Annotated in this window: 24 protein-coding genes; 12 read left to right on the forward strand and 12 right to left on the reverse strand. The window is 69.4% G+C overall.

The window, feature by feature from the left end; genetic code table 11:
- Positions 1 to 159: 159 nt before the first annotated feature.
- The 4 genes from AB0I54_RS02010 to AB0I54_RS02025 are packed head-to-tail and all read left to right on the forward strand — an operon-like array spanning position 160 to position 6,672.
- On the forward strand, positions 160 to 1,428 hold the full coding sequence (locus AB0I54_RS02010; protein WP_363293901.1) for a glycosyltransferase: 1,269 nt from the start codon (positions 160 to 162) through the stop codon (positions 1,426 to 1,428).
- Positions 1,425 to 3,080, forward strand: coding sequence for a glycosyltransferase family 39 protein (locus tag AB0I54_RS02015; protein WP_363293902.1), 1,656 nt, complete (start codon positions 1,425 to 1,427; stop codon positions 3,078 to 3,080). Before AB0I54_RS02010 ends, AB0I54_RS02015 begins: the two co-directional genes overlap by 4 nt.
- Positions 3,077 to 4,273, forward strand: a complete 1,197-nt coding sequence (locus tag AB0I54_RS02020) for a glycosyltransferase family 2 protein (protein WP_363293903.1) — start codon at positions 3,077 to 3,079, stop codon at positions 4,271 to 4,273. Before AB0I54_RS02015 ends, AB0I54_RS02020 begins: the two co-directional genes overlap by 4 nt.
- Positions 4,270 to 6,672: a galactose oxidase-like domain-containing protein gene (locus AB0I54_RS02025; RefSeq protein ID WP_363293904.1), complete on the forward strand. Its 2,403-nt coding sequence runs from the start codon at positions 4,270 to 4,272 to the stop codon at positions 6,670 to 6,672. The genes AB0I54_RS02020 and AB0I54_RS02025 overlap by 4 nt, the downstream gene beginning before the upstream one ends.
- On the opposite strand, the gene AB0I54_RS02030 is transcribed toward AB0I54_RS02025, so the two are convergent.
- The 4 genes from AB0I54_RS02030 to AB0I54_RS02045 form a co-directional block, all read right to left on the reverse strand.
- A complete protein-coding gene (locus AB0I54_RS02030) occupies positions 6,669 to 7,400 on the reverse strand; it encodes a Mut7-C RNAse domain-containing protein (RefSeq protein ID WP_363293905.1) in 732 nt (243 codons plus the stop codon). The genes AB0I54_RS02025 and AB0I54_RS02030 overlap by 4 nt on opposite strands.
- A gap of 33 nt (positions 7,401 to 7,433) precedes the next feature.
- Positions 7,434 to 8,072, reverse strand: coding sequence for a TetR family transcriptional regulator (locus tag AB0I54_RS02035; RefSeq protein WP_363293906.1), 639 nt, complete (start codon positions 8,070 to 8,072; stop codon positions 7,434 to 7,436).
- Positions 8,069 to 9,646, reverse strand: coding sequence for an MFS transporter (locus tag AB0I54_RS02040; protein WP_363293907.1), 1,578 nt, complete (start codon positions 9,644 to 9,646; stop codon positions 8,069 to 8,071). Before AB0I54_RS02040 ends, AB0I54_RS02035 begins: the two co-directional genes overlap by 4 nt.
- A 110-nt stretch (positions 9,647 to 9,756) precedes the next feature.
- Entirely contained in the window at positions 9,757 to 10,470 is a 714-nt protein-coding gene (locus AB0I54_RS02045; RefSeq protein WP_363293908.1) for a hemolysin III family protein, read from the reverse strand.
- A 352-nt stretch (positions 10,471 to 10,822) separates the two neighbouring features.
- On the opposite strand from AB0I54_RS02045, the gene AB0I54_RS02050 reads away from it, so the two are divergent.
- A complete protein-coding gene (locus tag AB0I54_RS02050; RefSeq protein WP_363293909.1) occupies positions 10,823 to 12,646 on the forward strand; it encodes a phosphoenolpyruvate carboxykinase (GTP) in 1,824 nt (607 codons plus the stop codon).
- Between the two features lie 184 nt (positions 12,647 to 12,830).
- On the opposite strand, the gene AB0I54_RS02055 is transcribed toward AB0I54_RS02050, so the two are convergent.
- Positions 12,831 to 13,259, reverse strand: coding sequence for a GtrA family protein (locus AB0I54_RS02055; protein WP_363293910.1), 429 nt, complete (start codon positions 13,257 to 13,259; stop codon positions 12,831 to 12,833).
- 127 nt (positions 13,260 to 13,386) lie between these two features.
- Between AB0I54_RS02055 and AB0I54_RS02060 the strand changes: the two genes are divergently transcribed.
- Complete coding sequence (locus tag AB0I54_RS02060) at positions 13,387 to 14,433, forward strand: glycosyltransferase family 2 protein (RefSeq protein ID WP_363293911.1); 1,047 nt, start codon at positions 13,387 to 13,389, stop codon at positions 14,431 to 14,433.
- Positions 14,434 to 14,719: 286 nt separating this feature from the next.
- Here AB0I54_RS02060 and AB0I54_RS02065 read toward each other — a convergent pair whose 3' ends face one another.
- Positions 14,720 to 16,000 (reverse strand): hypothetical protein, encoded by a 1,281-nt coding sequence (locus AB0I54_RS02065; RefSeq protein WP_363293912.1) that lies wholly within the window; start codon positions 15,998 to 16,000, stop codon positions 14,720 to 14,722.
- Positions 16,001 to 16,137: 137 nt separating this feature from the next.
- Between AB0I54_RS02065 and rfbA the strand changes: the two genes are divergently transcribed.
- On the forward strand, positions 16,138 to 17,067 hold the full coding sequence (gene rfbA, locus AB0I54_RS02070; RefSeq protein WP_363293913.1) for a glucose-1-phosphate thymidylyltransferase RfbA: 930 nt from the start codon (positions 16,138 to 16,140) through the stop codon (positions 17,065 to 17,067).
- Positions 17,068 to 17,097: 30 nt separating this feature from the next.
- The gene (gene rfbC / locus AB0I54_RS02075) at positions 17,098 to 17,742 is read left to right on the forward strand and encodes a dTDP-4-dehydrorhamnose 3,5-epimerase (RefSeq protein ID WP_363293914.1); all 645 of its coding nucleotides are present in this window, start codon (positions 17,098 to 17,100) and stop codon (positions 17,740 to 17,742) included.
- A 185-nt stretch (positions 17,743 to 17,927) separates the two neighbouring features.
- On the opposite strand, the gene AB0I54_RS02080 is transcribed toward rfbC, so the two are convergent.
- Positions 17,928 to 18,401, reverse strand: a complete 474-nt coding sequence (locus tag AB0I54_RS02080; protein ID WP_363293915.1) for a hypothetical protein — start codon at positions 18,399 to 18,401, stop codon at positions 17,928 to 17,930.
- A 27-nt stretch (positions 18,402 to 18,428) separates the two neighbouring features.
- Here AB0I54_RS02080 and AB0I54_RS02085 point away from each other — a divergent pair, with 27 nt between their 5' ends.
- The 3 genes from AB0I54_RS02085 to rfbD all read left to right on the forward strand — a co-directional run bounded on the left by AB0I54_RS02085 (position 18,429) and on the right by rfbD (position 20,685).
- Positions 18,429 to 18,632 (forward strand): hypothetical protein, encoded by a 204-nt coding sequence (locus tag AB0I54_RS02085; RefSeq protein WP_363293916.1) that lies wholly within the window; start codon positions 18,429 to 18,431, stop codon positions 18,630 to 18,632.
- Between the two features lie 170 nt (positions 18,633 to 18,802).
- Positions 18,803 to 19,777, forward strand: a complete 975-nt coding sequence (gene rfbB, locus AB0I54_RS02090) for a dTDP-glucose 4,6-dehydratase (protein WP_363293917.1) — start codon at positions 18,803 to 18,805, stop codon at positions 19,775 to 19,777.
- The gene (gene rfbD, locus AB0I54_RS02095; protein WP_363293918.1) at positions 19,774 to 20,685 is read left to right on the forward strand and encodes a dTDP-4-dehydrorhamnose reductase; all 912 of its coding nucleotides are present in this window, start codon (positions 19,774 to 19,776) and stop codon (positions 20,683 to 20,685) included. Before rfbB ends, rfbD begins: the two co-directional genes overlap by 4 nt.
- A gap of 55 nt (positions 20,686 to 20,740) precedes the next feature.
- Here rfbD and AB0I54_RS02100 read toward each other — a convergent pair whose 3' ends face one another.
- The 5 genes from AB0I54_RS02100 to AB0I54_RS02120 all read right to left on the reverse strand — a co-directional run bounded on the left by AB0I54_RS02100 (position 20,741) and on the right by AB0I54_RS02120 (position 25,303).
- A complete protein-coding gene (locus tag AB0I54_RS02100; protein ID WP_363293919.1) occupies positions 20,741 to 21,367 on the reverse strand; it encodes a tetratricopeptide repeat protein in 627 nt (208 codons plus the stop codon).
- A gap of 83 nt (positions 21,368 to 21,450) precedes the next feature.
- Positions 21,451 to 22,725, reverse strand: a complete 1,275-nt coding sequence (locus tag AB0I54_RS02105; RefSeq protein ID WP_363293920.1) for a glycosyltransferase — start codon at positions 22,723 to 22,725, stop codon at positions 21,451 to 21,453.
- 52 nt (positions 22,726 to 22,777) lie between these two features.
- Positions 22,778 to 23,332: a tetratricopeptide repeat protein gene (locus AB0I54_RS02110; RefSeq protein ID WP_363293921.1), complete on the reverse strand. Its 555-nt coding sequence runs from the start codon at positions 23,330 to 23,332 to the stop codon at positions 22,778 to 22,780.
- A 250-nt stretch (positions 23,333 to 23,582) separates the two neighbouring features.
- The gene (locus AB0I54_RS02115; protein ID WP_363293922.1) at positions 23,583 to 24,005 is read right to left on the reverse strand and encodes a hypothetical protein; all 423 of its coding nucleotides are present in this window, start codon (positions 24,003 to 24,005) and stop codon (positions 23,583 to 23,585) included.
- A gap of 86 nt (positions 24,006 to 24,091) precedes the next feature.
- Positions 24,092 to 25,303 (reverse strand): pyridoxal phosphate-dependent aminotransferase, encoded by a 1,212-nt coding sequence (locus AB0I54_RS02120; protein ID WP_363293923.1) that lies wholly within the window; start codon positions 25,301 to 25,303, stop codon positions 24,092 to 24,094.
- Positions 25,304 to 25,429: 126 nt separating this feature from the next.
- On the opposite strand from AB0I54_RS02120, the gene AB0I54_RS02125 reads away from it, so the two are divergent.
- A complete protein-coding gene (locus AB0I54_RS02125; RefSeq protein WP_363293924.1) occupies positions 25,430 to 26,227 on the forward strand; it encodes a hypothetical protein in 798 nt (265 codons plus the stop codon).
- The last annotated feature ends 128 nt before the right edge of the window (positions 26,228 to 26,355 follow it).

A 26,355-nucleotide genomic window follows, 5' to 3' on the forward strand; every position in this document is an offset into this window, starting at 1 on the left:
CGTTCGAATTGCTCATCGAGGACGTGCATGGTGAGGAAACACGCTCTTCACTGAAAAGGCCCACGCGCTTCACAGATCACACATAATCTCTCCATCGTGACGCGACGGGCGGGGGTGCCATGTCGCGCCGGGGGGTTTTGGGGATCTGGGGGGATCTTTTTGCTCACGTCTGTCTTCATTGCTGCCGTCTCGCTCGCGCTGTTCTGGATGGCGGCCTTCACGTTGTGGTGGCAGATGCACGCGTGGCGTACGCCCGAAGTGCTCGCCTCCACCCGGTTCAGCAGACCGGACGGGGACGAACATGTGTCGTTCTCGTTGCTGCTGCCGGCGCGGCACGAACAGGCCGTGCTCGACCACACCATCCAGCGGCTGCTGGAGTCCACGCACACCGACTTCGAGATCATCGTGATCGTGGGGCACGACGACCCCGAGACCACGGCGGTGGCCGACGCGGCCGCCGAGCGCGACCCGCGCGTCCGTGTCGTCGTCGACACGCACGAGAAGAAGAACAAGCCCAAGGCCATGAACACGGCGCTGCCGCACTGCCGCGGCGACGTCGTCGGGGTCTTCGACGCCGAGGACCAGGTCCACCCGGAGCTCCTGGCCCATGTCGACCACGCCTTCCGGACGACGGGAGCCGATGTCGTCCAGGGCGGCGTCCAGCTCATCAACTTCCACTCCAGCTGGTACAGCCTGCGCAACTGCCTGGAGTACTTCTTCTGGTTCCGCTCCCGGCTGCATCTGCACGCGCAGAAGGGGTTCATCCCGCTCGGCGGCAACACCGTCTTCGTCCGCACGGACGTGCTCAGGGAGGCCGACGGCTGGGACCCCAACTGCCTGGCCGAGGACTGCGACCTGGGCGTCCGCCTGTCCAGCGTCGGCAAGAAGGTCGTCGTCGCCTACGACTCCGACATGGTCACCCGCGAGGAGACCCCCGGCTCGCTGATGTCGCTGCTGAAGCAGCGCACCCGCTGGAACCAGGGCTTCCTGCAGGTCTACCGGAAGAAGGACTGGCAGCAACTCCCGGGATTCGGGCAGCGGTTGCTCGCCCGGTACACGCTGATGACGCCGTTCCTGCAGGCGTTCTCCGGAGTCGTCATCCCGCTCAACGCCGCCGTGGCGCTCTTCCTCGACGTCCCCGTCGGGATCGCCTTCCTGACCTTCCTGCCCCTGGTCACCGCCGCCGTCACCTTCGTCTTCGAGGTGGTCGGGCTGCACGACTTCGGCAAGCAGTACGGACTGCGTGTCCGCCTCGTCCACTACGTGAAGCTGATCGTGGGCGGCCCCTTCTACCAGGTCCTCCTCGCGGGGGCCGCGATCCGCGCCGTCTGGCGTGAGCAGCGCGGCCGTAACGACTGGGAGCTGACCAGCCATGTCGGCGCGCACCTCACCGCGGCCGAGACGATCCGAGAGGACGTTCCTGCGTGACCTCCACCCTTCCCGCGGTGACCGCCCCGAAGGTCCCCGCGCAGCGCCGACCTGTGCCCAAGGAGCGTTCGAGCACCGGCCGGACATCGCCGCCGGCCCGGCTCCGCTCCTCCCGTTCCGACCTGCTCCTGTGCGGTGTGCTCCTGGTGGCGATCCTCGTCGTCCAGGGCTGGAACATCGCCGACTACCCGACCCTCAGCGACGACGAGGGCACCTATCTCGCCCAGGCCTGGGCGGTGCAGCAGGGCAAGGGCCTGGCCCACTACACGTACTGGTACGACCATCCGCCGCTGGGCTGGATCCAGATAGCGCTGCTCACCTGGATCCCGTCCGCGCTCAGCCCGGGCTCGATGACCGTCGGCAGCATGCGCATCGCGATGCTGGTGATCAGCGCCGTCAGCGCGGTCCTCGTCTACGTCCTCGGGCGGCGGCTGTCCCTGCCCCGCTGGGCCGCCGGGCTCGGCATGGTGCTCTTCGGGCTCTCGCCGCTGGCCGTCGTGCTCCAGCGGGAGATCTTCCTCGACAACATCGCCGTGATGTGGCTGCTGCTGGCGTTCTGCCTCGCCGCCTCGCCCAGCCGACACCTGTGGCACCACTTCGGCGCGGGACTCGCGGCCGCCGCGGGTGTGCTCACCAAGGAGACGATGCTCGTCGTCCTGCCCGCCCTGCTGCTCACCATGTGGCGCCACAGCCACCGCGACACCCGTAAGTTCGCCCTCACCGGAGCGGTCACCGCCTGTGTCCTGGCCGGCTTCTCGTATCCCCTGTTCGCCCTCCTGAAGGGCGAGCTGCTGCCGGGCAGCGGACACGTGTCCCTCTGGGACGGCATCAAGTACCAGATGTCCAGGCCGGGTTCGGGCTTCATCCTCGACACGTCTTCCGGCTCGTACGGAGTGCTGCACTCCTGGCTGTACTACGACCGTGTGCTGCCGCTCGGCGGCCTGGCCGGGGCGCTGCTGCTCCTCGTCACCTGGCGCTGGTCGGTCACCGCCCGAGCCCTCGCCGGACCGGCGCTGACCGTGGCGATCCTGGCGCTGGTGGCGATGCGGCCCAACGGCTATCTGCCCGCCATGTACGTCATCGGCGCCCTGCCCTTCCTCGCACTGGTCCTCGCCGGAGGCACCGCCTCCGTCGCTCACGCCGTGCTGCGCAGACGGCGCTCCGAGAACGAGAACCGGTACGTCACCTCCGGCCGGTACGCGCTCGCCGCCGTCCTCGCCGTCGCCGCCGGCGCCTATGTCGTACCGCACTGGTACGACGGCGACCGCACCGCCGTCACCGCCGACGCCAACGCCCCCTACCGGCAGGCCTCCCAGTGGCTCGGCAGCGAGGTGCACGACCCGGGGCACACCCGGGTCCTCGTCGACGACGCGCTGTGGCTGGACCTGGTCCACCACGGCTACCAGCCGGGGCTCGGCGCCATCTGGTTCTACAAGGCCGACCTCGACCCGGCCGTCACCAAGACCATGCCGCACGGCTGGAAGGACATCGACTACGTGGTCGCCTCGCCGACGGTCCGGCGCGACGCCCGCGACCTGCCCAACGTCAAGGCCGCCATCCGGCACTCCACCCCGGTCGCCACCTTCGGCACCGGACCCGACCGCATCGAGATCCGGAAGATCCGGACGGCAGCCGCGGGAGGCGCGCGATGAGCAGCCATGAGTACACCGTCCCCGGTGAGCTGGGTGATCCGGCGGTGCGGGCCGCGGAGGTGCCCGAGCCCGGTGCCGTCACCATCGTCGTACCGACCTTCAACGAGTCCGCGAACATCCGGCAGCTGCTGCACCGGATCACCGAGTCGGTGCCCGCCCGGCTGCCCTGCGAGGTCGTCTTCGTGGACGACTCCACCGACGACACGCCCGAGGTCATCCGGCAGGCCGCGCAGGACTGCCCGTTCCCGGTGACCGTGCTGCACCGCGAGGAGGCGGTGGGCGGACTCGGCGGGGCGGTGGTCGAGGGGCTGAAGGCGGCCGGCTCGGAGTGGATCGTCGTGATGGACGGCGACTGCCAGCATCCGCCGTCCCTGGTACCGGAGCTGGTCGCCACCGGCGAGCGGACCAACGCCGGGCTCGTCGTCGCCTCCCGGTACATCAAGGGCGGCAGCCGGGCCGGGCTCGCCGGCAGCTACCGGGTGGCCGTCTCTCGCGGGGCGACCTGGCTGACCAAGTCGCTCTTCCCGCGCAGGCTGCACGGCATCAGCGACCCGATGAGCGGCTTCTTCGCCATCCGGCGCAGCGCGGTCACGGCGGAGGTGCTCAGGCCGCTGGGCTACAAGATCCTGCTGGAGCTCGCCGTGCGGAGCCGGCCGCGGGCGGTCGCCGAGGTGCCGTTCGTCTTCCAGGACCGGTTCGCCGGCGAGTCCAAGTCGACCGCCCAGGAGGGCTTCCGCTTCCTGCGCCATCTGGTCGGCCTGCGCACCGCCTCACCGGTCGCCCGCATGGTCGCCTTCGGCCTGATCGGCGCCACCGGCTTCGTGCCCAACCTGGTCGGCCTGTGGGCGCTGACCGTGCTTGGCATGCACTACGTCCCCGCCGAGATCCTCGCCAACCAGCTCGGCGTCGCCTGGAACTTCCTGCTCATCGAGCATTTGCTGTTCCGCGACCGGCGCGCGCACCGCCGCTGGTGGGACCGTGTCGGCCGGTTCGCGCTGCTCGCCAACGCCGACCTGGTGCTGCGCATCCCGCTGATCGCGCTGCTCGTCGACCGGTTCGGGATGGGCGCGCTGCCCGCCACCGCGCTCGCGCTGGTGACGACCTTCGTCCTGCGCTTCGTCGGTACCGAAGCGCTGGTCTACCTCCCGCGCCGCCGCGGCGGGAGTCGTGCCACAGCAAGGAGAGCCGTGTGAACCTGCACCGAAGAAGGACGGCACTGGTCGGGGTGGGGGCCCTGACCGTCGGTCTCCTCCTCACCTCACCGCAGTCCGCCGAGGCCGCCAACCTCGTCAAGAACCCGGGTTTCGAGACCGCCGGCACGGACGACATGCCGTACTGCTGGGAGAAGTCCGGCTGGGGGAACAACGACTTCAGCTTCGCCACCGTCGCCGACGCCCACTCCGGTTCCAAGGCCATGAAGGTCACGCTCACCCGGCGGGTGGACGGTGACCGCAAGGCGCTGATCACCGAGTCGACCGAGTGCGCGCCGGTGGTGACGGCGGGCAAGCAGTACGACCTGTCCCTCTGGTACAAGTCGACGACGCCCGACACCGCCGTCACGCTCTTCCGGCACGACGCGACGGCGGGCTGGCAGTACTGGACCGACCTCAAGACCCTCGACATGGCGTCGGGCTACACCCAGGCCACCGTCCGCACCCCCGAGGTCCCGGCCGGCACCGACCGCATCACGTGGGGTGTGTCGGTGTACGGCACCGGCTCGGTGACCACCGACGACTACACCATGGAGCAGGTCCCCGACACTCTCCCGCCGCCGCAGTGCACCGGCACGGGCGACCAGTGCGCCAACGGAAGCTGGTCGGTGCTGCCGACGCAGAACCCGGTCCGCTCGATGCACTCCGTCGTCCTGAACAACGGCAAGGTGCTGCTGATCGCCGGCTCGGGCAACAGCGAGGAGAACTTCAACGCGGGCACGTTCACCAGCGCGGTGTACGACCCGGCGAACGGCACGTACAAGGTCATCCCCACGCCGAAGGACATGTTCTGCGCGGGCCACATCCAGTTGCAGGACGGGCGTGTGCTCGTCATGAGCGGCAACAAGGCGTACCCGGTCGCGGGCGGGCACGGCTACGAGGGCTTCAAGGACTCGTACATCTTCGACCCGACGACCGAGACCTACAGCAAGACCAACGACCTCAACGACGGCCACTGGTACCCCTCGGCGACCGAGCTGGGCAACGGTGACGTCATCTCCTTCGGCGGGCTGCGCGAGGACTCGTCAGGCTCTGTGACCGCCGAGTACTGGTCGGACAAGGACCAGGCGTGGCAGCCGCTGTGGAAGGTGAACCAGACCTGGTCGTTCTGGGGCCTGTACCCGTCGATGATCCTGATGCAGGACGGCCGCCTCTTCTACTCGGGCAGCCATGTCTTCGGCAACAACATCCCGGGCACCGGGTCGGCGATCTACGACTACAACGCCAACACGGTCACGCAGATCCCGGGCCTGCAGAGGAAGGACGAGCGCGACCAGTCGGCGAGCGTGCTGCTGCCCCCGGCGCAGGACCAGCGGGTGCTGACCATCGGCGGCGGCAACATCGACACCAACCCGGACGGCAACCGGCTGACCGACGTCATCGACCTCAAGCAGGCCAGCCCATCGTACGTGGCCGGGCCGCCGCTCCCGCAGGGCACGGTCGACCTCGGGGGCGGCAAGGTTCCCGAGACCGGTGACCAGGGCAAGATGTACGTCTCCGCCGTGCTGCTGCCCGACGGCAAGGTGCTGGAGACGGGGGGCGCCCTGCACAACCGGGCCGACCCGGTGTACGAGTCGTCGATCTACGACCCGGACGCGGGCACCTTCGACCCGGTGGCCGCCGACCCGGAGGCCCGCGGCTACCACTCGTCGGCGTTCCTGCTGCCCGACGGCCGGGTGATGGCCACCGGTGACAACCCGGGCAACGGCAGCTGGAACCACAACGTGTCGATCTACACACCGCCCTACCTCTACAAGGGCACGCGCCCGACGATCACCTCGGTGATCAACCAGGAGTGGAAGTACGGCGACACCCAGCGGATCACGGTGGACCGGCCCATCGCCAAGGCGGAGCTGATCCGCCCGGCCGCGGTCACCCACTCCTCCGACCCGAACCAGCGGTTCGTCGACCTGCCCCTCGCCGTGGACGGCAACAACGTCGACCTGAACGTGACCAGCAACCCCAACCTGGCCCCGCCCGGCTGGTACATGCTGTTCGCGGTGGACGCCAACGGCGTGCCGTCGGTGGCGAAGTGGGTGCATCTGCAGGGACCGGCCGCGCTCGCCGCCACCGCCGCCTCGGCGCACGTCCACTCCTTCGCCGACTCCCTGGGGGGCAAGGTCTCCGGGCCCGGCAATAAGCGGTCGTCGCAGAAGGTCAGCACCACGATCTCCGGCTGCGACCGGCACTACGGCTCGGTCAACGTCTGTGTGCCGACCGTCTTCCCGCCCGAGGTGAAGAGGACGACGGCCGCGCGCTGCACCTGGCTCAAGCAGAACCACTACGGCCGGCTCAAGACCAACGGCAGGGACGATCCGCTGGGCCTGGACCGCAACAAGGACGGGATCGCCTGCGGAAAGGCTGATGTGAGGAAGCGTTAGCCCCGCCCGCTGAACTCCGTCAGGGCGCGCTCCACGATGGCCTCCAGCTGGTCGTGGTGCGCGCCCTTCCAGTACGCGCGCCCGCACTCCGAGCACCGGGCGAAGACGTCGTACGACCGCTGCGTCCCGCCCTTCAGCTGGTGCGCCACCTCGTCCTTGGTGGCCTCCTTCAGCAGGCCGTTGCACGCCGTGCAACGTGTCCAGGGGCGCAGTTCGGGCGCGAACCGGTCGAGGACGTCACGGAGTTGGTCCTCGGGGCGGGTGCTGTAGACATACGCGCCCGCCCACAGTTCGCGGCGGCGCAGCAGCCCGCGGTCGCGGCTGAGCATGACCCGCTTCTCGGCGGCGGAGCGGGTGGCCAGCGCCGGGTCGCCGATGTCTGTGGACTCGTAGGCCGTGTCCACGCCGAGCAGGCGCAGCCGGCGGGCGAGGGTGCCGAGGTGGACGTCGAGGAGGAAGCGCAGGGGAGCGCCGGGGACCCGCTGGGGCCGCTCGACCGCCCGTACGCTCACGGACTCGCCCGCCGTCGGAATGTGCGACACCGGCACCGGCCTGCCGTCCACGACCAGCGCGCCGACCTCGGTGAGCGGGACCCCGAGGGACTCGATGACATGGCCGAGGGTCGAGACGCCGTCGGTGGCGAGCGGGGTGGTGCCGTGGCGGCGGGCGTGCGGGACGAACAGCCGGAGCTCGGGGGCTACTTCGACGTGGATCTCGGGTCCGTTCACCTCGTCAGGATGTCACGGGTGAGCGGCGTGGGCTCAGGGGTTTTCCCTGGGCAGGCCGTGCTCCAGGACGTCCAGGGTGCGGTCGACGAGGGCTGCGAAGTCGTCCCGGTGATCGTTCGCCGCCCAGTACAGGGAGGTCTCCATCAGGCCCCCGATCAGGGACATCGCATAGACCCGGACCTCCAGGCTCTCCGGGTCCCGGCCGGTGCGCTCGCCGATGGCCAGGCAGAGCATCCGGCCGGTGACCGACATGCTCTCCATCATCCGCGAGCGCACCGCGGGGACCTCGACCATCAGCCGGGTCCGCAGCCGGGTCACCCGGGCGTCCTTCTCGACTCCGAGCCGGACGGCCCGTCGCATCACGTACCGGATGGACTCCGTCCAGGGCTCCTCCGCGGGCCGGGCCCTCAGTTCCTCCAGGATGATCGGGTCGTACTCGTCCGTGAGGACGATGTCCTCCTTGGTCGGGAAGTACCGGAAGACGGTCGACGGCGACACTTCGGCGCGCTCGGCGATCTGGTCGATCGTGGTGGCGTCGTAGCCCTGCTCCTCGATCAGTTCGTACGTCGCGGTGCGGATCGCCTCGCGGGTCTTGATCTTCTTCCGCTCGCGGAGTCCCAGTCGGGAGGGGTCGGTGGGAGAAGAGGTACGTGCGGCCGTCATGGTGGTCATTCTCCGGCATCCGTGACGGAGGTGGCCATGGCCGGGGCCTCCTCCCGCGGTGTGGCGCGCCCGCCCGGCGTGCTCGGCAGGAACGCGGCCGCCAGCAGCGCGGAGAGGAGCGAGGCGATACCGCACACCAGCAGGACCAGGGTCATGCCGTGCACGTACGCGGCGTCGGCGGAGGCGGTGAGGCGGGCCGCGCCTTGGGGGCCGGCCTGCTGCGCGATCAGGTGGGCGGCGACCACGGAGTCCCCGGCGGTGTCGGCGGCCCGCGCGGGCAGCCCGGTGACGTCGAGCCGGTCGCGGAAGGCGCCCGCGAGCAGGCTGCCGAGCAGGGCGATGCCGACCGCGGAGCCGACCTGGCGCAGCGTCATCAGCAGCCCGGAGCCGCTGCCGGCGCGGTCGGCGGGCAGCGCGGCCAGGGCGCCGTCCATCGCTGGGACGACCGAGAAGCCGAAGCCGACACCCGCGACGGAGAGCCACAGCGCGGTGAAGCCGTAGCCGGAGTCGACCGTCGTACGGCTGCCGAGGAGCGCCGCGAAGGCGAGGACGACCAGGCCCGCGCTGACCACGGCACGCGCGCCGAACCGCTCGACGACGAGCTGCGCGGTCTTCGCGGCGACCATCAGACCGCCCATCATCGGCAGCAGCCGCACTCCTGTGCCCAGGGCGTCATGGCCGAGGACGGCCTGGAGGTACGGCGGCAGGACGAACATCAGGCCGGAGAGCACGAACATCACCAGGGTCGCGGCGACGGTGTTGAGCAGAAAGCCGCGCTGGGCGAGCAAGGACATGTCGAGCATGGGCCGTACGGCGATGCGCTCGCGCAGGACGAGCCCGGTGAGCAGGACGGCGGCCGCCGCGAACAGACAGAGGACCAGCGTGTCGCCCCAGCCGCGGTCGGGCGCCTCGATGATCGCGTAGACGAGGGCGGCGAGTCCGGACGCGGTGAGCGCGGTGGAGGCCGCGTCGACCCTGGGCGAGGCGGGGTCGCAGGTCTCTGGCAGCAGGAGGACACAGGCGGCGACGCCGATGGCGACCATCGGGACGTTGACCAGGAACACCGAGCCCCACCAGAAGTGGTTCAGCAGGAAGCCGCCGATGATCGGGCCGAGCGGCAGACCGAGCGCCGAGGCGGCCGAGATGATGCCGACGGCCTTGGTGCGCTCGTCCGGCCCGAAGAGCGAGGGCAGCACGGACAGGGCGAGCGGCATGACCAGTGCCCCGCCCACACCCATCACCGCGCGGGCGGTGACGACCCAGTTCACATCGCCGGCCAGGGTGCCGACGAGCGATCCTGCCAGGAAGACCAGGAGCCCGGTGATCAGCATCCGCCGCCGCCCGAACCGGTCCCCGAGCAGCCCCGCCGGGAGCATCAGCGCCGCGAAGACGACGACGTACGAGTCCGCCATCTGCTGCTGTTCACCGGTGCTCGCGCCGAGCTGCTCCGCCATGGTCGGCAGCGCGACATTGAGGATCGTCATGTCGAAGCCGAGCACCAGCATGCTCGCGACCAGGGCCCCGAGGGCCCACCAGCGGCGGGGGTCGCGCCGCGCTTCCTCCGCAGGAGTGACAGTAACCATGAAATGAGAGTAGCTCTCAAAATCGATAGACTGTCAATAGAGTGCCTATGTCAGGCAACGCAAAAACGGCCACGGCTCGCAAGCCGTGGCCATGAGAAGGAGTGCGGGGGCTACGCGTGCTGGTACGCCACCAGGGAGATGCCGACGTAGTGGACGACGAAGGCGGCCAGGGTGAAGGAGTGGAACACCTCGTGGAAGCCGAACCAGCGCGGTGACGGGTTGGGGCGCTTGATCCCGTAGATGACGCCGCCCGCGCTGTACAGCAGGCCGCCCACGATCACCAGGACCAGGACGGCGATGCCGCCGCTGCGCATGAAGTCCGGCAGGAAGAAGACCGCCGCCCAGCCCATGGCGAGGTAGCAGGGGGTGTAGAGCCAGCGCGGGGCGCCGACCCAGAAGACACGGAAGACGATCCCCGCGGCCGCGGCCGCCCAGATGCCCCACAGCAGCCACTGCCCCTTGGCGCCCGGCAGCAGCAGCATGGTCAGCGGGGTGTAGGTGCCCGCGATGATCAGGAAAATATTGGCGTGATCCAGCCTGCGCAGGATGCCGTCCATCCGCGGGCTCCAGTTGCCCCGGTGGTACAGCGCACTCACGCCGAACAGCAGGCATGCCGTCAGGACGTAGATGCCGCAGGCCACGCGCCCGCGGGGGGAGTCGGCGAGGGCGGTGAGCACCAGCCCCGCGACGAGTACGGCCGGGAACATGCCGAGATGGAGCCAGCCCCGGAGCTTGGGCTTGACCGGGTGCGGCAGGGAGAGCGCGACGGGACCGCGGCCGGCGGCGGGCGGGTCCGTGGGCGCGTCGGGGGCGGACGCAGTCATGACCGGAATCGTACCTACGGAACCGTAAGTTACGGGCCACTCCGGCTCGATGGCGGGTCGATAGTGGCCATCGTCTCACGGGGCGTGCTCTCGCGCCGCTGTTGCGTCCGGTCGCGACCGGCAAACCACGGGTAACGCAAAAAGACCTTCAGGCGAACCCAACATGCACGCAAAGAAACGCGGTAAGCGTGGCCTTCCTCACGTCGCTCACCTGTGATGCGCTCTGGACATATGCGCACTACCATCGGATGATCAAATGAGTGCGGTCGGCACCGGATGAGCGGCTACGAAGCGTCCGGGCCGCGGCCCCCACGGGGCAGACAAGGACAAAATCCCTCATTTAGGAGCAATCGTGGCGCGCGATATCGCGGCTCCCCCCGTCATCCCCACCAACCATCAGGAACTGATCTCGTGGGTCAACGAGATCGCCGAACTGACCCAGCCGGACAACGTGGTCTGGTGTGACGGATCCGAGGCCGAGTACGAGCGACTCTGCGACGAGCTCGTCACCAAGGGCACCTTCAAGAAGCTGGACCCGGTCAAGCGCCCCCACTCCTACTACGCGGCCTCCGACCCCACCGACGTCGCCCGCGTCGAGGACCGGACCTTCATCTGCTCCGAGAAGGAGGAGGACGCCGGCCCCACGAACCACTGGATGGCCCCCGCCGAGATGCGCGAGGTCTTCTCCGGCGAGAAGGGCGTCTTCCGCGGCTCGATGCGCGGCCGCACCATGTACGTCGTCCCGTTCTGCATGGGTCCGCTGGGCTCGAAGCTCTCCGCGATCGGCGTCGAGATCACCGACTCCGCCTACGTCGCGGTCTCCATGCGCACGATGACGCGCATGGGCCAGGCCGTCCTCGACGAGCTCGGCACCGACGGCTTCTTCGTCAAGGCCGTGCACTCCGTCGGCGCCCCGCTGGAGGAGGGCCAGGCCGACGTGCCGTGGCCGTGCAACCAGACCAAGTACATCTCGCACTTCCCCGAGAGCCGCGAGATCTGGTCCTACGGCTCCGGCTACGGCGGCAACGCCCTGCTCGGCAAGAAGTGCTACGCGCTGCGCATCGCCTCCGTCATGGCGCGTGACGAGGGCTGGCTGGCCGAGCACATGCTGATCCTCAAGCTCACCCCGCCGCAGGGCGAGTCGAAGTACGTCGTCGCGGCCTTCCCGAGCGCCTGCGGCAAGACGAACCTCGCCATGCTGGAGCCGACGGTCTCCGGCTGGACGGTCGAGACCATCGGCGACGACATCGCCTGGATGCGGTTCGGCGAGGACGGTCGGCTGTACGCGATCAACCCCGAGGCCGGCTTCTTCGGCGTCGCGCCCGGCACCGGTGAGCACACCAACGCCAACGCGATGAAGACGCTGTGGGGCAACGCGATCTTCACCAACGTCGCGCTGACCGACGACGACGACATCTGGTGGGAGGGCATGACGCAGGAGACCCCCGCCCACCTCACCGACTGGAAGGGCCAGGACTGGACGCCGCAGTCCACGGAGCCCGCCGCGCACCCCAACTCCCGCTTCACGGTCTCCGCCGCGCAGTGCCCGATCATCGCGCCGGAGTGGGAGGACCCGAAGGGCGTGCCGATCTCGGCGATCCTGTTCGGCGGCCGCCGGGCCAGCGCGGTGCCGCTGGTGACGGAGTCCTTCGACTGGAACCACGGTGTGTTCCTGGGTGCCAACGTCGCCTCCGAGAAGACCGCCGCCGCCGAGGGCAAGGTCGGCGAGCTGCGCCGCGACCCCTTCGCGATGCTGCCCTTCTGCGGCTACAACATGGGCGACTACATGGCCCACTGGATCGACGTGGCCAAGGACAAGGACCAGTCCAAGCTGCCGAAGATCTACTACGTCAACTGGTTCCGCAAGAACGACGAGGGCAAGTTCGTCTGGCCGGGCTTCGGTGAGAACAGCCGCGTCCTGAAGTGGATCGTCGAGCGCCTCGACGGCAAGGCCGAGGGCGTCGAGACCCCCATCGGCATCCTGCCGACCAAGACGGCCCTCGACACCAACGGGCTCGAACTGGCCGACTCCGACCTGGACTTCCTCCTCACGGTGGACAAGGAGGTCTGGCGCGAGGAGGCGGCGCTGGTCCCCGAGCACCTCAACACCTTCGGCGACCACACCCCGAAGGAACTGTGGGACCAGTACCGGGCCTTGGTCGAGCGCCTGGGCTGAGCCCCGCCCGGAAGAAAGACTCCGCGGCCGGTCCTCGGATGCCCTGACCAGCGATCGTCACGGCCGGCCGCGGTGACAGCACCATGAAGAAGGGCCCGGGGCCCGCACCGTACAACGGCGTACGGAGCGGGCCCCGACCCGTTTTCGGGGAGTCGGGGTCCCCCGGAGGCAGGGTCCTTTGGCGTCAGGGTGTCTTGAAGACCCACAGCCGCAGCAGCACGAAGCGAAGCGCCGTCGCGGCGGCATTGGCCACGATCAGCGCGCCGACCTCCACCTGCGTCTCGTCCGGCAGGGTCCGGTGCACCACGGCGAGGGCCCCGCTGCTCAGCGCGAGCCCGGCGAAGAAGGCCACCAGTCCCTGGAGTTGATGCCGGGCGGCCCCGTCCGTACCGCGCACCCGGAAGGTGAACCGGCGGTTGGCTGCGGTGTTCGCCACGGCCGTGACCAGCAGCGCGACCAGATTGGCCGACTGGGCGTCGAGCACCGGCCGCAGCGCCGTGTACAGGCCGAGATACGCGGCGGTGGACAGCACGCCGACGATCGCGAACACGGGCAGCTGCCGGGCGACCCCGGTCTCGGCCGCAGCGGCGGCGGTCTCGGTGGAGTTCGGCATCGATTACGGCACCCGGGGTTCGAGAACGTGTGTCTGACGCACTGAAACAACCCCAGACAGTACCGTATGCGAGCAAATCGGGCGCATTATTGCGTCGACCCGCTCGAGAATGGGCTGGCAACTCCGAATGATTGATGTGCTCCACGACTCCGCCGACCGCCTTGAGCCGGCCGTCGAACTGTCGGTCGTGATTCCGATGTTCAACGAGGAAGAGGCGTTGCCGGCGCTCGTGGGGCGGCTGCGGCCGGTGCTGGACGCCACGGGCGAGCCGTACGAGGTCGTCGCGGTGGACGACGGCTCCACGGACCGGACGGTCGAACTGCTGCTGGAGCTGCGGGCCGGCTGGCCGCAGCTGCGGATGGTTCGGCTGCGCCGCAACAGCGGACACCAGGCAGCGCTGACCGCAGGCCTGCACCATGCCCGCGGCCGCTACGCCGCGAGCCTCGACGCCGATCTCCAGGACCCCCCGGAGAAGATCCCCGAGATGCTCGACCTGGCCCGCTCCCGGCACCTGGACATCGTCTACGGAGTGCGCGCCAACCGCTCCACCGACACCGGTTTCAAGCGCCACACGGCCGGCGCCTACTACTGGCTCATGCGCCGCATGGTCGGCAACCACGTCCCCGCCCAGGCCGGCGACTTCCGCCTGCTGTCGCGCAATGTCCTCGACGCCCTGAAGGCCCTGCCCGACCAGCCACAGGTGTACCGGCTTCTGGTGCCCTGGTTCGGCTTCCCCAGCGGAGAGGTCACCTACCACCGCGACGAACGCGTCGCCGGCCACACCAAGTACCCCCTGCGCAAGATGGTCCTGCTGGCGGTCGACAGCATCATCAGCTTCTCCGTCGCCCCGCTGCGCCTGGCCACCTGGCTCGGCACGCTCGCCTTCTTCGTCTGCCTCGGCACGCTCGTGTACACGCTGGCCGTGTACACGGCGGGCGACACCACCCCCGGCTGGGCCTCCCTGATCATCGCCGTGCTCTTCATCGGCGCCGTCCAGCTCATCTGTCTGGGCGTGCTCGGCGAGTACATCGGCCGTGTCTACTCCGCCGTCCAGCAACGCCCGACCTACTTCGTCGCCGACGACACCGGCGCGGCGCGCACGCCGGTGCAGGGCATCTCCTGGCCGGGCCCGCGACGCGGCCACGGGACCCGGCAGGACTTCTTCGGCGGCTGAGCGCTAGGGCCTGTCCGGCGGATCATGCCGGAGTCGCGGGGCATGGCACGCCCTCCCCCAAGCTCTTCGAGCAGGGGGGACCCCCAGGCGTTGTCGTCGGTTGCCGACTCCCCCAAGTTCTCGACTGCGCTCGAACAGGGGGGACCCCCATCGCGTCGACGCCCTCCTCCGCCTTGCAGCTGGACGCACCATGCCCCGCTCACCTGCGCTGATGAGGCACCGTTGCCTGGAGCCGGCCTGATCCGCCGGACAGGCCCTAGGTCCGGACCTCCTAGGCCCGGGCCCCCTAGGTCCGGGCCGCCTCGGCCGCGGTGCCGTCGGTGGTCGGCTGGCTGGGCAGGGCCGGTGCCTCGGGCTCGCGGCGGAGCTCCTGGACCGTCGTGCGGAGCACGAACACCGACGCCAGCAGCATCAGCGCGCCGTGTGCGGGCATCGACAGATACGGCGACAGCTCCGGGGCGATGGTCTTCAGATAGCTGCCGAACGAGGCGAGTTGCACCAGCACCGGCACGTACCAGAGCTGCCGGGGCCGGCGCAGCGCGGCCATCACGGTGAGCACGTCCGCGGCGTAGAAGTACCGCTCGTGCATGGAAGGCAGCAGGAACGGCACCACGGTCGCGGAGCAGGCGGCCAGCAGCACGACCTGGGTGTCCGTGAGTTCCGGCAGGCGAAGGCCGGAGCCCGGCACGCCGCCCCGGCCGCGCCGCAGGGAGCGGACCGCCAGCCCCATCAGCAGCGTCACCAGCACTCCCGCGACCAGCACGCCCGCGCTGCGCACGGGATCGGTGTCACCGGGCACCGACACGAACTGGTAGACGGACGGCGCGTTGATGGTGAGGAAGTGGTACGTGTCCGTCTGCCGGGCGTAGACCGACAGCAACTGCCCCGGATCGGCGCCGATCAGGAGGGCCGGAACATCGAACGCGAGGTACACCGCGGGAACGGCGAGCAGGCTCCGCCACGGCACCCGTCCCACCGCCACCAGCACGAGCAGGAAGGGGAAGAGGAAGACGGCCTGGAACTTGAACGCCAGCGCGATCCCGAAGAACGTGCACGCCCACCACGGCCGGTGGCGCAGCACATAGGAGATCCCGCCGACGAGGAAGGCCGTGTAGGCGGCGTCGCACTGTCCCCACCAGGCGCTGTTGGTGACCACGGTGGGCAGGAAGAGCACGACCGCGCCCGCACCGAGGGCCGTCCAGCGGCGCGTGGGCCGGAACAGGGACACGGTCCGGAAGGTGTAGTACGCCAGAGCCAGGTCGAAGAGCACCGAGACCCATTTGATGGCCACCAGCGACGACAGCGGCAGATAGGTCACTGCGGCCATCAGATAGAGGTAGGGGACGTTGTAGTCCGAGAAACTGGGATCGGCGAGCGCGTGGAACCCGCCGTGGCTCACGATGTGCCAGTACCAGGGCTGGAGAAAGTTCTCGAAGTCCCATGACTCACCGGGCAGCAGAAAAATTCGGACCAGGACGGCCACCGTCACCGTGATGTACGCGGCCAGTGCCAGCACCGTCGAATCGGCGGTGTTCCGGCGGGGGGCCTCGGCGGCTGTGTCGGGCATTCCGGACTCCGTTCAGGTCGCGCTCGATCGCGCCGCCCGGACGGCATCCGGGCGCGACGGCGATCAGTATGTCCGAAACATTCCTCGGTGACGTGTAACAAACCGGGAATCAAGGGCAATTCGCCTAGGGTGCTGCCATGCGCGGAATTCTTCTGGCCGGGGGCACCGGTTCGCGACTGTGGCCACTGACCCGCTCGGTGTCGAAGCAGCTGCTGCCGGTCTTCGACAAACCGATGGTCTATTACCCGCTTTCCACACTGGTGATGGCCGGTGTGCACGAGATTCTTGTCATCACCACCCCCGAAGACCAGTACCAGTTCCGCCGCTTGCTCGGCGACGGCCGTCAACTCGGCCTGCGGCTCGCATACATGGCGCAGGAGCGCCCGGAGGGCATCGCCCAGGCCTTCCTCCTGGGGGCCGACTTCATCGGCGACGAGTCGGTGGCCCTGATCCTGGGCGACAACATCTTCTACGGGAGCGGCCTCGGCACCCGGCTGGCCCGCCACGACGACCTCAAGGGCGGAAGGGTGTTCGCCTACCCGGTCGCCAACCCCTCCGCCTACGGGGTCGTGGAGTTCGACGAGGCGGGCCGGGCGCTGTCCATCGAGGAGAAACCGGCCCGCCCGAAGTCCCGCTACGCCGTGCCCGGCCTCTACTTCTACGACCGTCACGTCGTGGAGGTCGCCCGCGGTCTGCGCCCCAGCGCCCGGGCTGAGTTGGAGATCTCCGACCTCAACCGGGTCTATCTGGAAGCCGGGACGCTGCAGGTGACCCGGCTGGACCGGGGCACCGCATGGCTGGACACCGGGACCTTCACCTCCCTGATGCAGGCGTCGGAGTTCGTCCGGGTGATCGAGGAGCGCCAGGGCTTCAAGGTCGGGTGCGTGGAGGAAGCGGTGTGGCGCGCCGGCCTGATCGATGACGACCGGCTCAGGGAACTGGCCCGGCCGCTGCTCAAGAGCGGATACGGCCACTACCTGCTCGGGCTGCTGGAGGACTACCGGCCTGTCGTCGTGCCGCAGAGAGGCGGCGCGGCGCGCCACGAGGAACCGACGGGCCGTCCCTGAACCGAATGCGCGGCGGAAAGGAGCATCCCCATGGAGCCACTTGGCATCGAAGGGGCCTGGGTGGACACGCCCAAGGTGTTCATGGACACCAGGGGCGGATTCCATGAGTGGTTCAAGGCGGAACAGTTTCGAGATTCCACCGGCCAGGGACTCCGACTTGAGCAGGCCAACTGCTCGCGCTCCGTTCTCGGCACTCTCCGCGGCATCCACTACGCATCGGTCCCACCGGGCCAGGCCAAGTACGTCACCTGCGTCAGCGGCGCCGTCCTCGACGTGGTGGTCGACATCCGTATCGGTTCTCCGACCTTCGGGAAATGGGAAGCGGTCCCTCTCGACGACACGACGAACCGCTGCGTCTATATCTCGGAGGGCCTGGGCCATGGCTTCATGGCGCTGGAGGACAATTCCACCGTCGTCTACCTCTGTTCAGCGGGATATGCGCCGCACCGTGAATACGGGATCAACCCGCTCGACCCCGATCTGGCCATCGCCTGGCCCGAGGAACTCGTCCCGCACCTTTCCGACAAGGACGCATCCGCGCCCACGCTGGAGGAGGCCGGGCGACAAGGTCTGCTGCCTTCCTTCGAGGACTGCGTCACGTATCGCCGAGCGCTCGCCGAAGGAATCCATGAGGAAGGCACGGAGAAAGTAGGTTCATTGAGGCCGCACGGGTGATCCTCACGCAACTCGTGGCGTGACCCGTGACCTTTCAATTGCCGCGAGTTTAAGAATGGATTCGTCCGTAGCCAGAGGCGACGTGACGCGCATGCGAAAAAAGCGCACCGGGTGCGCGCGCTTGCGGTCTGACTCCCTCCCAGTTACTGAGGAAGGTTCTCTTGAACCGTAGAACGATCCGAAGTTCACGCCTGAGGTCCGCCACGCTGGTGACCGCGGGCGCTCTCGCGGTGGCGCTCAACGTTGGGCAGAGCTCGGTGGCCATTGCCGACGCGATCCACAGGTCGAGCTCCGCGCCTCACGCGACGACCTCCACCAGCACGCACGAAGAACAGGCCGCCGGCAGGGGTGGCGACCGGGGCCCTCAGGGTCCGCGGGGCCATGACGGCAAGCCGGGCAAGCAGGGTCCGCAGGGTGCCCAGGGCGCGCAGGGTGCCCAGGGCGGGCAGGGGCCGCAGGGTCCGAGGGGCCCGCAGGGTCCGCAGGGTGCTCAGGGAGCCCAGGGCGCCCAGGGTGCTCAGGGCGCGAACGGTACGAACGGCGTCCAGGGTGCTCAGGGAGCCCAGGGTGCTCAGGGAGCCCAGGGCGCTCAGGGAGCCCAAGGCGCGCAAGGTGCCCAGGGTGCTCAGGGTGCGACCATCCACACGTACGTCGTCCACGACACGTTCACTGTCGCCGATGGGGGGGTGACTGTCTTCTGCCTGCCCGGTGACGAAGCCACCGGCGGCGGATTCAATGGACCTGCCCCCGTCGTCGAGACCAGCAGGCCCATCCCCAGCTCCACAGGAGTCACCCCCATCGGGTGGCAGGTGACCATCCCGCCGGGTGTCGCGCTGCCGCCGACCGCCCCGCCCACGTTCGACGCCTACGTGGTCTGCAACAACCTGTAACTCGCACGTGAGCGGTGGCGCACTGCCGGCCATCCGCTTCCGGTGAGACTGAGCGATGGTGCCCCGAGGCCTCGGCCTCGCGGGCACCGTTCGCATTCTGCCCGCGCCCGCGAACCGGCGCCCGAAGCCCTGGCGCCCGCTCCCGGGGAGCAAGAAGGACTCGGAGAACTATGCGCATCCTTGTGACCGGCGGTGCTGGATTCATCGGTTCGGAATTCGTCCGCCGACAACTGAATTCGGGTCCGGCAACGCGGATCACCGTCCTCGACAAACTCACCTATTCGGGCGTCGAGGCCAATCTGGCACCGGTGGCGGGGCACCCGGGACACACCTTCGTCCGGGGCGACATCTGCGACCCGGACGTGGTCGACCAGGTGATGGCGGGCCAGGACGCGGTGGTCCATTTCGCCGCCGAGTCGCACGTCGACCGGTCGATCGACGGGGCCGGCCCGTTCGTCCGCAGCAATGTGATGGGCACGCAGGTGCTCCTGGACGCGGCCCACCGGCACGGTGTCGGCCGCTTCGTCCACGTCTCCACCGACGAGGTCTACGGCTCCATCGGCGAAGGCTCATGGACCGAGGACCGGCCCCTGGCGCCGAACTCCCCCTACTCCGCGTCCAAGGCCGGCTCCGACCTGCTGGCGCTCTCCTACCACCGCACCCACGGCCTGGACGTCGTGATCACCCGGTGCTCCAACAACTACGGGCCGTACCAGTTCCCCGAGAAGGTCGTCCCGCTCTTCATCACCAACCTCATCGACGGCAAGACGGTCCCCCTCTACGGAGACGGCCGCAACATCCGCGACTGGGTGCATGTCTCCGACCACTGCCGGGGCATCGACCTGGTCCTGCGCGGCGGCAGGGCCGGGGAGGTCTACAACATCGGCGGCGGCACCGAGCTGAGCAACCACAAGCTCACCGGCCTGCTGCTGGACGCGGTCGGCGCGGGCTGGGACCGGGTCGAGTACGTGGCCGACCGCAAGGGCCACGACCTGCGCTACTCCCTGGACGACAGCAAGATCCGCGAGCACCTCGGGTACGTCCCGCAGGTGTCCTTCACCGAGGGCCTCGCCGACACGGTCGCCTGGTACCGCGCACACCGCTCCTGGTGGGAGCCGCTCAAGGAGAGGGCCGCGCTGCGATGACCACGGGCTGGCTGGTGACCGGCGCGCGCGGGCTCCTCGGGCAGGACGTGCTGGCCGAGCTCGCCGGCGATCCGGACGCCGTGGTCACGGGGCTGAGCCGCGACCGGCTCGACATCACCGACCCCTCAGCCGTCCGTGCCGCCGTCGCCGGTCACCGAGTGGTCGTCAACTGTGCGGCATGGACGGACGTCGACGGCGCCGAGTGGTCCGAGGCGGCGGCCACGGCCGTGAACGGCACGGGCGTCCGGCACCTCGCACGCGCCTGCGCCGACAGCGGCGCGACTCTGCTCCACGTCTCCACCGACTACGTGTTCCCGGGCGACGCCCGTCGGCCGTACCCCGAGGACGCGCCGACGGGGCCCGTCAACGCATACGGGCGAAGCAAGCTCGCGGGGGAGCGGGCGGTCCTCGAACTGCTGCCGCACACCGGCTACGTCGTGCGCACCGCCTGGCTCTACGGCGCACACGGCCCGAACTTCGTGGCCACCATGCTGGAACTCGCCACCCGGCACGCGACCTTGGACGTGGTGGCCGACCAGCACGGCCAGCCGACCTGGTCCCGGGCCCTCGCCCGGCAGCTGATCGCCCTCGGCCGGGCCGCGCCGGCCGGACGGGCGCCGGCCGGCGTCTACCACGGCACGGCGGCCGACCGCACCACATGGTGGGGTCTGGCGCGTGAGACCTTCCGGCTCAGCGGCCTCGATCCCGAGCGGATCCGCCCGGTCGGCTCGGACAAGTTCCCGCGTCCGGCCGCCCGCCCGGCCTTCGGCGTCCTCGGCCACGACAACTGGCCGCGGGCCGGCCTCGCCCCGCTCGCGCCTTGGGACGACCAGCTGGCGGCCGCCCTGAAGGAACCGGCGTTCGCCGACCTGGCCGCCGCGGCACGCGCGAGCGCCCGCCCCAAGTAGAAGGCGCCCTGCGGAACCGGACGGTCCGCAGGGCGCCCTCCGCGCCGCCGGCCACTCATCGAGAAGATCGGCTCACGGAATCCCGGAACTCCTCCGGCACTTGGGACAGCAGCCCGTGCTCGATCTCGACCGCATGACGGTACACGTCCACGGCCTCGTCCTTGCGGTGCTGCTCCGTCAGCAGGAAACCCAGCTGCATCTGGACCGCGGTGCCCTTCGGATCGGCGGCTACGGCACGCCTCAAGAGCTCGATGGCCCGGTCGGGATCGCTCGACCTCAGCAGATTCGCCTCGCTGTAGAGGGCGGACATGAAGGATGGATCGGACTCCAGGGCCTTCTCGTACGCGGCTCGGGCGTCCGCCGTCCTGCCGTTCTGCTGCTCGATGAGGCCGATGCCGTACCAGGCCTGCTTGTTCCCGGGATCCTGTTCGAGCACATGCCGGTAGTCCCGGGCGGCGCCGAGGAAATCCTGGTGCGCCTGGCGGTCGAGCGCGGACCGCAGGAGCGCGTCCGTCTGCTCGCTGTTCCGGGTCGCGGGCGCGGGCTCGGATCCCGGCCGCACGGTCGACGCGTGCTTGGATTCCGACGGCACGGTCGACGGGGAGGGAAGCGCCCAGACGGTCACCCCGGCGGCGACCGCCGCCGTCGCGACGAGCCCTGCCCACAATCTCCTACGTGTCACTTTGTCCCATCTCATGGAATGGTGGTGGATGGATTCACGGGTTCACGGGTTCACGGGTTCACGGGGTTCATGGGTTCACGGGTCTAGACCAGGAGCTTGCCGCCGCACCGTGCGGTGCCGTCCTTCATCGCGATGAGGTTGGCGACCACGTACGAGATGTCGTTCTTGGAGTGCCACTCGCTCGGGAAGTAGGTGACCAGACGCGACGACTGGAACCGGGCCTCCAGGTCCGGCACGAAGGCGCGGTACTGGTCGTCCGTGTAGTACCAGAACGAGTTCTCGTTGTAGTAGGCGGTGTGCGTCGGGTCCTGGTAGGCGCCGCGGCCGTCGGAGCTGGGCGTCATGGTGAGGAGCATGCCGCCGGGTGCCAGCAGCCGGTACAGCTCGTTGATCAGCGGCACCTTCGCGGGCACGTACTCAAGGAAGTCCACCGCCCGCATCAGACCGACGGAGCCGTCGGGCAGGTCCAGCTTCCCGGGCAGGGTCGCGACGATGTCGACACCCTTGCCCGGCCGCCGGTCCACGCCGACGTAGCCCGGCGGTTTCCGGTGGGCCGCGCCGAGGTCCAGCGCGATCAGTTTGCGCCGGTAGGTCCAGGCGAGGGCGTTGGCCTCGATGTACTTGTCGTACAGGGCGACCGTCTCGCGCTGGATGTGCGCGTTGATCTCCGGGTCGCGCTGGGTGTTCCCGGGGTGCACCCGCTGCAGGTAGAGGCAGCGGTTGATGTGGTGGAAGTCGCCGAGGTGGAACAGACGGCACATCAGGTCCTGGTCGTCCAGCACCGTGCGCGCGGCGTCGTACCCGCCGGCCTTCTCGTAGCTCTCCTTGCGGAACGCCCGCACGTGGTTGGGCGCGTACCAGATGTAGGCGACGTTGTGCGGCGTCGGCGCCAGGGAGACGACCTGCAGCAGCTTGCGGCCGTCGACCTTCACCTCCTCGTACTGCCAGCCGAACGTCTCGTCGAAGCGGCTGTCGTCCCGCTTCCCGTCCTCGTCGATCTGCGCGGTGTTGCTGTAGACGAAGACGGCGTCGGGATGCTCGTCGAACGCCTTGCCGAGCTCCGCCAGGCACGCCTTCGCGAGCAGGTCGTCGTGGTCGAGTTCCACGAGGATCTCGCCGCGCGCCAGTTCACAGGCCCTGCGCTTCGCGGCCCCCACGCCGTCGACGTCGTCCGCGATCTCGATGCGGACCCGGTCGTCGGGCCGCTCCGGCCGCCACCGGGCGCCGTTGTTGAGCAGGACGATCCACTCCCAGTCCGAACAGGTCTGCGCCTGCAGGGTCGCCAGGCACTCATCGAGGAAACGGGGCCGGTGGCTGGGGGTGAAGACGGAGAACCTCGGTGTCGCGGTCGACGTCATCTGTTGCTCCCTGCTTGGCTCGATGTCGGTGAGGGGGTTACGGGGTCGGGAATCACCGGAATTCCTCCGGCACTTGGGAACGCAGTGAGGGATCGGCGGTGATTGCGCGCCGGAACTCGTTCGCGGCGTCCTTGTCACGGTTCTGCTGTGCCCGGATTCGTCCGAGGTGAAGATGTGCCGTGGCCGCACTGGGATTTCCGGCAATGACACGCTTCAGGAGTTCGCCGGCCTGGTCGGGATCGCTCGACTCCACCAGAAGCGCCTCGTTGAACAGAGCCGACGAGAACACCGGGTCGATCTTCAGGGCCTTGTCGTAGTCCGCACGGGCATCGGCCGCCCGGCCGGCCTGGTGCGCCATGACTCCCAGGTTGTACCAGGCGTACTTGTTCTGCGGGTCCAGCTCCAGGACGCGCCGGTAGGTGCGGTCGGCCCCTTCGATGTCATGGTTCTGCTGCTGCGCGATGCCGGCCTGCAAAAGCGTATCGGCGTCACGCAGGTTCTGGTCCGCCGATGACGGGGCCTTGGCGTCCGGGGACACTGCCGAGTAGGAAAGAATCGCCCACGACGTCACTCCGGTGGCAACCCCGGCCACAGCGAAGAGCCCCACCAACAATTGCCTACGTTTCACTTTGTCACATCTCGTGGAATAGTGAGGGACGATGGGGGGTCGGAGTCCGAACCACCGTCATTTCCACCGACGTTACGAGGCAGTGGTGACGCGGCCGCCGTTTGGCGGGCATGAGGGACGCGCAGTCCACCCGAATGTACGCGTCGTATCACAAAAAAAATGGCGCCCGGTCCGCGCGTCGCTGCGGGTGCACGCGGACCGGGGCCGACGAGGGACCCCGGGCGAGGGGTCAGTGGGCCGCGCTGAGTTCCTTCGGGTCGGCCAGCGCGGCGGTGTGCGCGTCCATGCGTTCGGCGGACAGGATCGCCGCCGCCGTATCGGCGCGGGAGGCCGCGACGACGAGGGCGCGACCGGCGAGGGTGTGGGCCCGCTCGTGCAGGGCCGTGGGCCGGGAGTCGGGCCCGGTGCCGGGTGCGCGGGCCGGGGTGCGCCCGCCGCGCAGCCGGGCCACCTGCTCGGCGAGCCGTTCGGCCGCCAGGTCCAGGTCGCCGGAGGGCGCGAGCGCCCGCAGCTCGTCCGTGACGGCGAGCAGGGCCGCGAGATGTCCCGCGAGCTGGATGTCCAGCTCCTCCTCGCGCGACCGGTGGGGGAAGTCCGAGGTGGTGCCGGCCATCGTGCTGTGGACCGACTTGGTGCGGATCGGTTCGTACATGAATGGCCTCCTGTGCTCTGACAGGAAGCCATCCTAGCTTAGATTTCGTCTAAAGTTGAGTCCTGTCACGGATTGCGGTCCACCGGCTACGGCTGGCCGTATCCGTCCAGGAAGGTGCCGATCCGGCTCACGGCGTCGCGCAGGTCCCCCACCGACGGCAGTGTCACCACGCGGAAGTGATCCGGCTCCGGCCAGTTGAAGCCGGTGCCCTGGACGACCATGATCTTTTCCTGGCGGAGGAGATCGAGGACCATCTGACGGTCGTCCTTGATCTTGAAGACCTGGGGGTCCAGACGCGGGAAGAGATACAGCGCGCCCTTCGGCCGTACGCATGTCACGCCGGGGATCTGGGTCAGCAGCTCGTAGGCGGTGTCCATCTGTTCCTTCAGCCGCCCGCCCGGCAGCACCAGGTCACTGATCGACTGGCGGCCGCTCAGCGCGGCCACGACCCCGTGCTGGCCCGGCATGTTCGCGCACAGGCGCATGTTCGCCAGGATCGTCAGACCCTCGATGTAGGAGTCGGCGTGCGCGCGCGGGCCGGAGATCGACATCCAGCCGACCCGGTAGCCGGCCACCCGGTACGCCTTCGACATGCCGTTGAAGGTCAGTGTCAGCAGGTCGGGGGCGACGGACGCGGTCGGGATGTGCGTCGCGTCCGCGTAGAGGATCTTGTCGTAGATCTCGTCCGAGCAGACCAGCAGATTGTGCCGGCGGGCGATGTCCGTCAGGCCCTTGAGCACCGACTCGTCGTACACCGCGCCCGTCGGGTTGTTCGGGTTGATGATGACGATCGCCTTGGTGCGGTCGGTGACCTTGCGCTCGATGTCGGCGAGGTCGGGCATCCAGTCGGACTGCTCGTCGCAGCGGTAGTGGACCGCCGTACCGCCGGAGAGGGAGACGGCCGCCGTCCACAGGGGGTAGTCCGGCGCCGGTACGAGGACCTCGTCGCCGTCGTCCAGCAGGCCCTGCATCGCCATCACGATCAGCTCGGAGACGCCGTTGCCGATGAAGACGTGCTCGACGTCCGTCTCGATGCCGATGGTCTGGTTGTGCATGACGACCGCGCGGCGGGCGGCCAGCAGGCCCTTCGCGTCGCCGTAGCCGTGCGCCGTGGAGACGTTGCGGAGGATGTCCTCCAGGATCTCGGGCGGGCACTCGAAGCCGAACGCCGCCGGATTGCCGGTGTTCAGCTTGAGGATGCGGTGGCCGGCCGCCTCAAGACGCATCGCCTCCTCAAGAACCGGGCCCCGGATCTCGTAACAGACGTTGGCGAGCTTCGTCGACTGGATCACCTGCATGTCCGTGAGCTTACGGCCCGGTAACGCCCCATGGGCCGTGTTTTCCACCACGTGAGACAAAGCGTTTTGTGCTGTTATCGCCGGTAGCTGTCCCAGCCGCCCCTCTCGTACCTAGAATTCTCGGCCATGTCCAGCCATCGCCAGCACGGAAACGGGGCCGAGGGTGTGAACGACGCGAACGGCACGCCCGGGGCGCGCGACGCCCACGAGGCGGGTCCCGCGGGCGGTGGGCCCGCGGCGGTACCGAACGTCTACCACCCGCAGGCCGCGGCGGCGCCCGCGTACGACGCGTACGCCGATCCGGCGACCGCGCACGGCTGGCAGAACGCGTACGACGAGACGTGCGAGCTGCCCCGGGTGGCCGACGAGACGGCCCTGCTGCCGGCTCCGGTGTCGGCCGCGCCGGTCGCGCCGGCCGGCATGCCCGAGGGCGCGCCCCTGGGCGCGCCGGCGGGACAGGGCCGTGCCGCGGCGCGGCGAGCGCGGAGCAGGCGCGGCGCGTCGCGGCGCCGGATCGCGGTGGCCGCCGGTGCCGTGGGTGCCGTCTCCCTCGCCGTGATCGCGGGGGTGTCCGCCTTCTCGGGGTCCTCGTCGGGCGGGCCGCAGGACCAGGGCGAGCGCAGCGGTTCGAGCGCCAAGGACGACTCCGGGTCGCCCACCGGCGCGCGGTCGTCCGGCGCGCCGGCCGCCACCGCCCCCTCGGACGGCGCGACGCAGGCTCCCGCCCCCTCCGCGAGCGCGACCCCGAAGGCCTCGGCGAGCCCCTCCGCAGGCGGCGGTGCCCCGTCCGCGTCGTCCGCCCCCGCCAGGGTCACCGCCCGTCCGTCGGCGACCGCCACCTCGGGCGGCGGTCAGGACGACCAGGGCGGCGACCAGGGTGGCCGTCCCGGGCGTGGCTGGGGCCGAACCAAGTACCCCAAGTAGACGTCTTTTGAGGTGAGTTGGGTGTGCGGTCCGCTACGTGCGGACCGCATACGACTTCTTGCCGCCCGCGTCGGGCGCCCCTCACAATGCACATGACAAGACGGCAGGTGACCGGAAGATCTCCGGTC

The organism is Streptomyces sp. NPDC050625, from assembly GCF_040654755.1.
Lineage (GTDB): Bacteria > Actinomycetota > Actinomycetes > Streptomycetales > Streptomycetaceae > Streptomyces.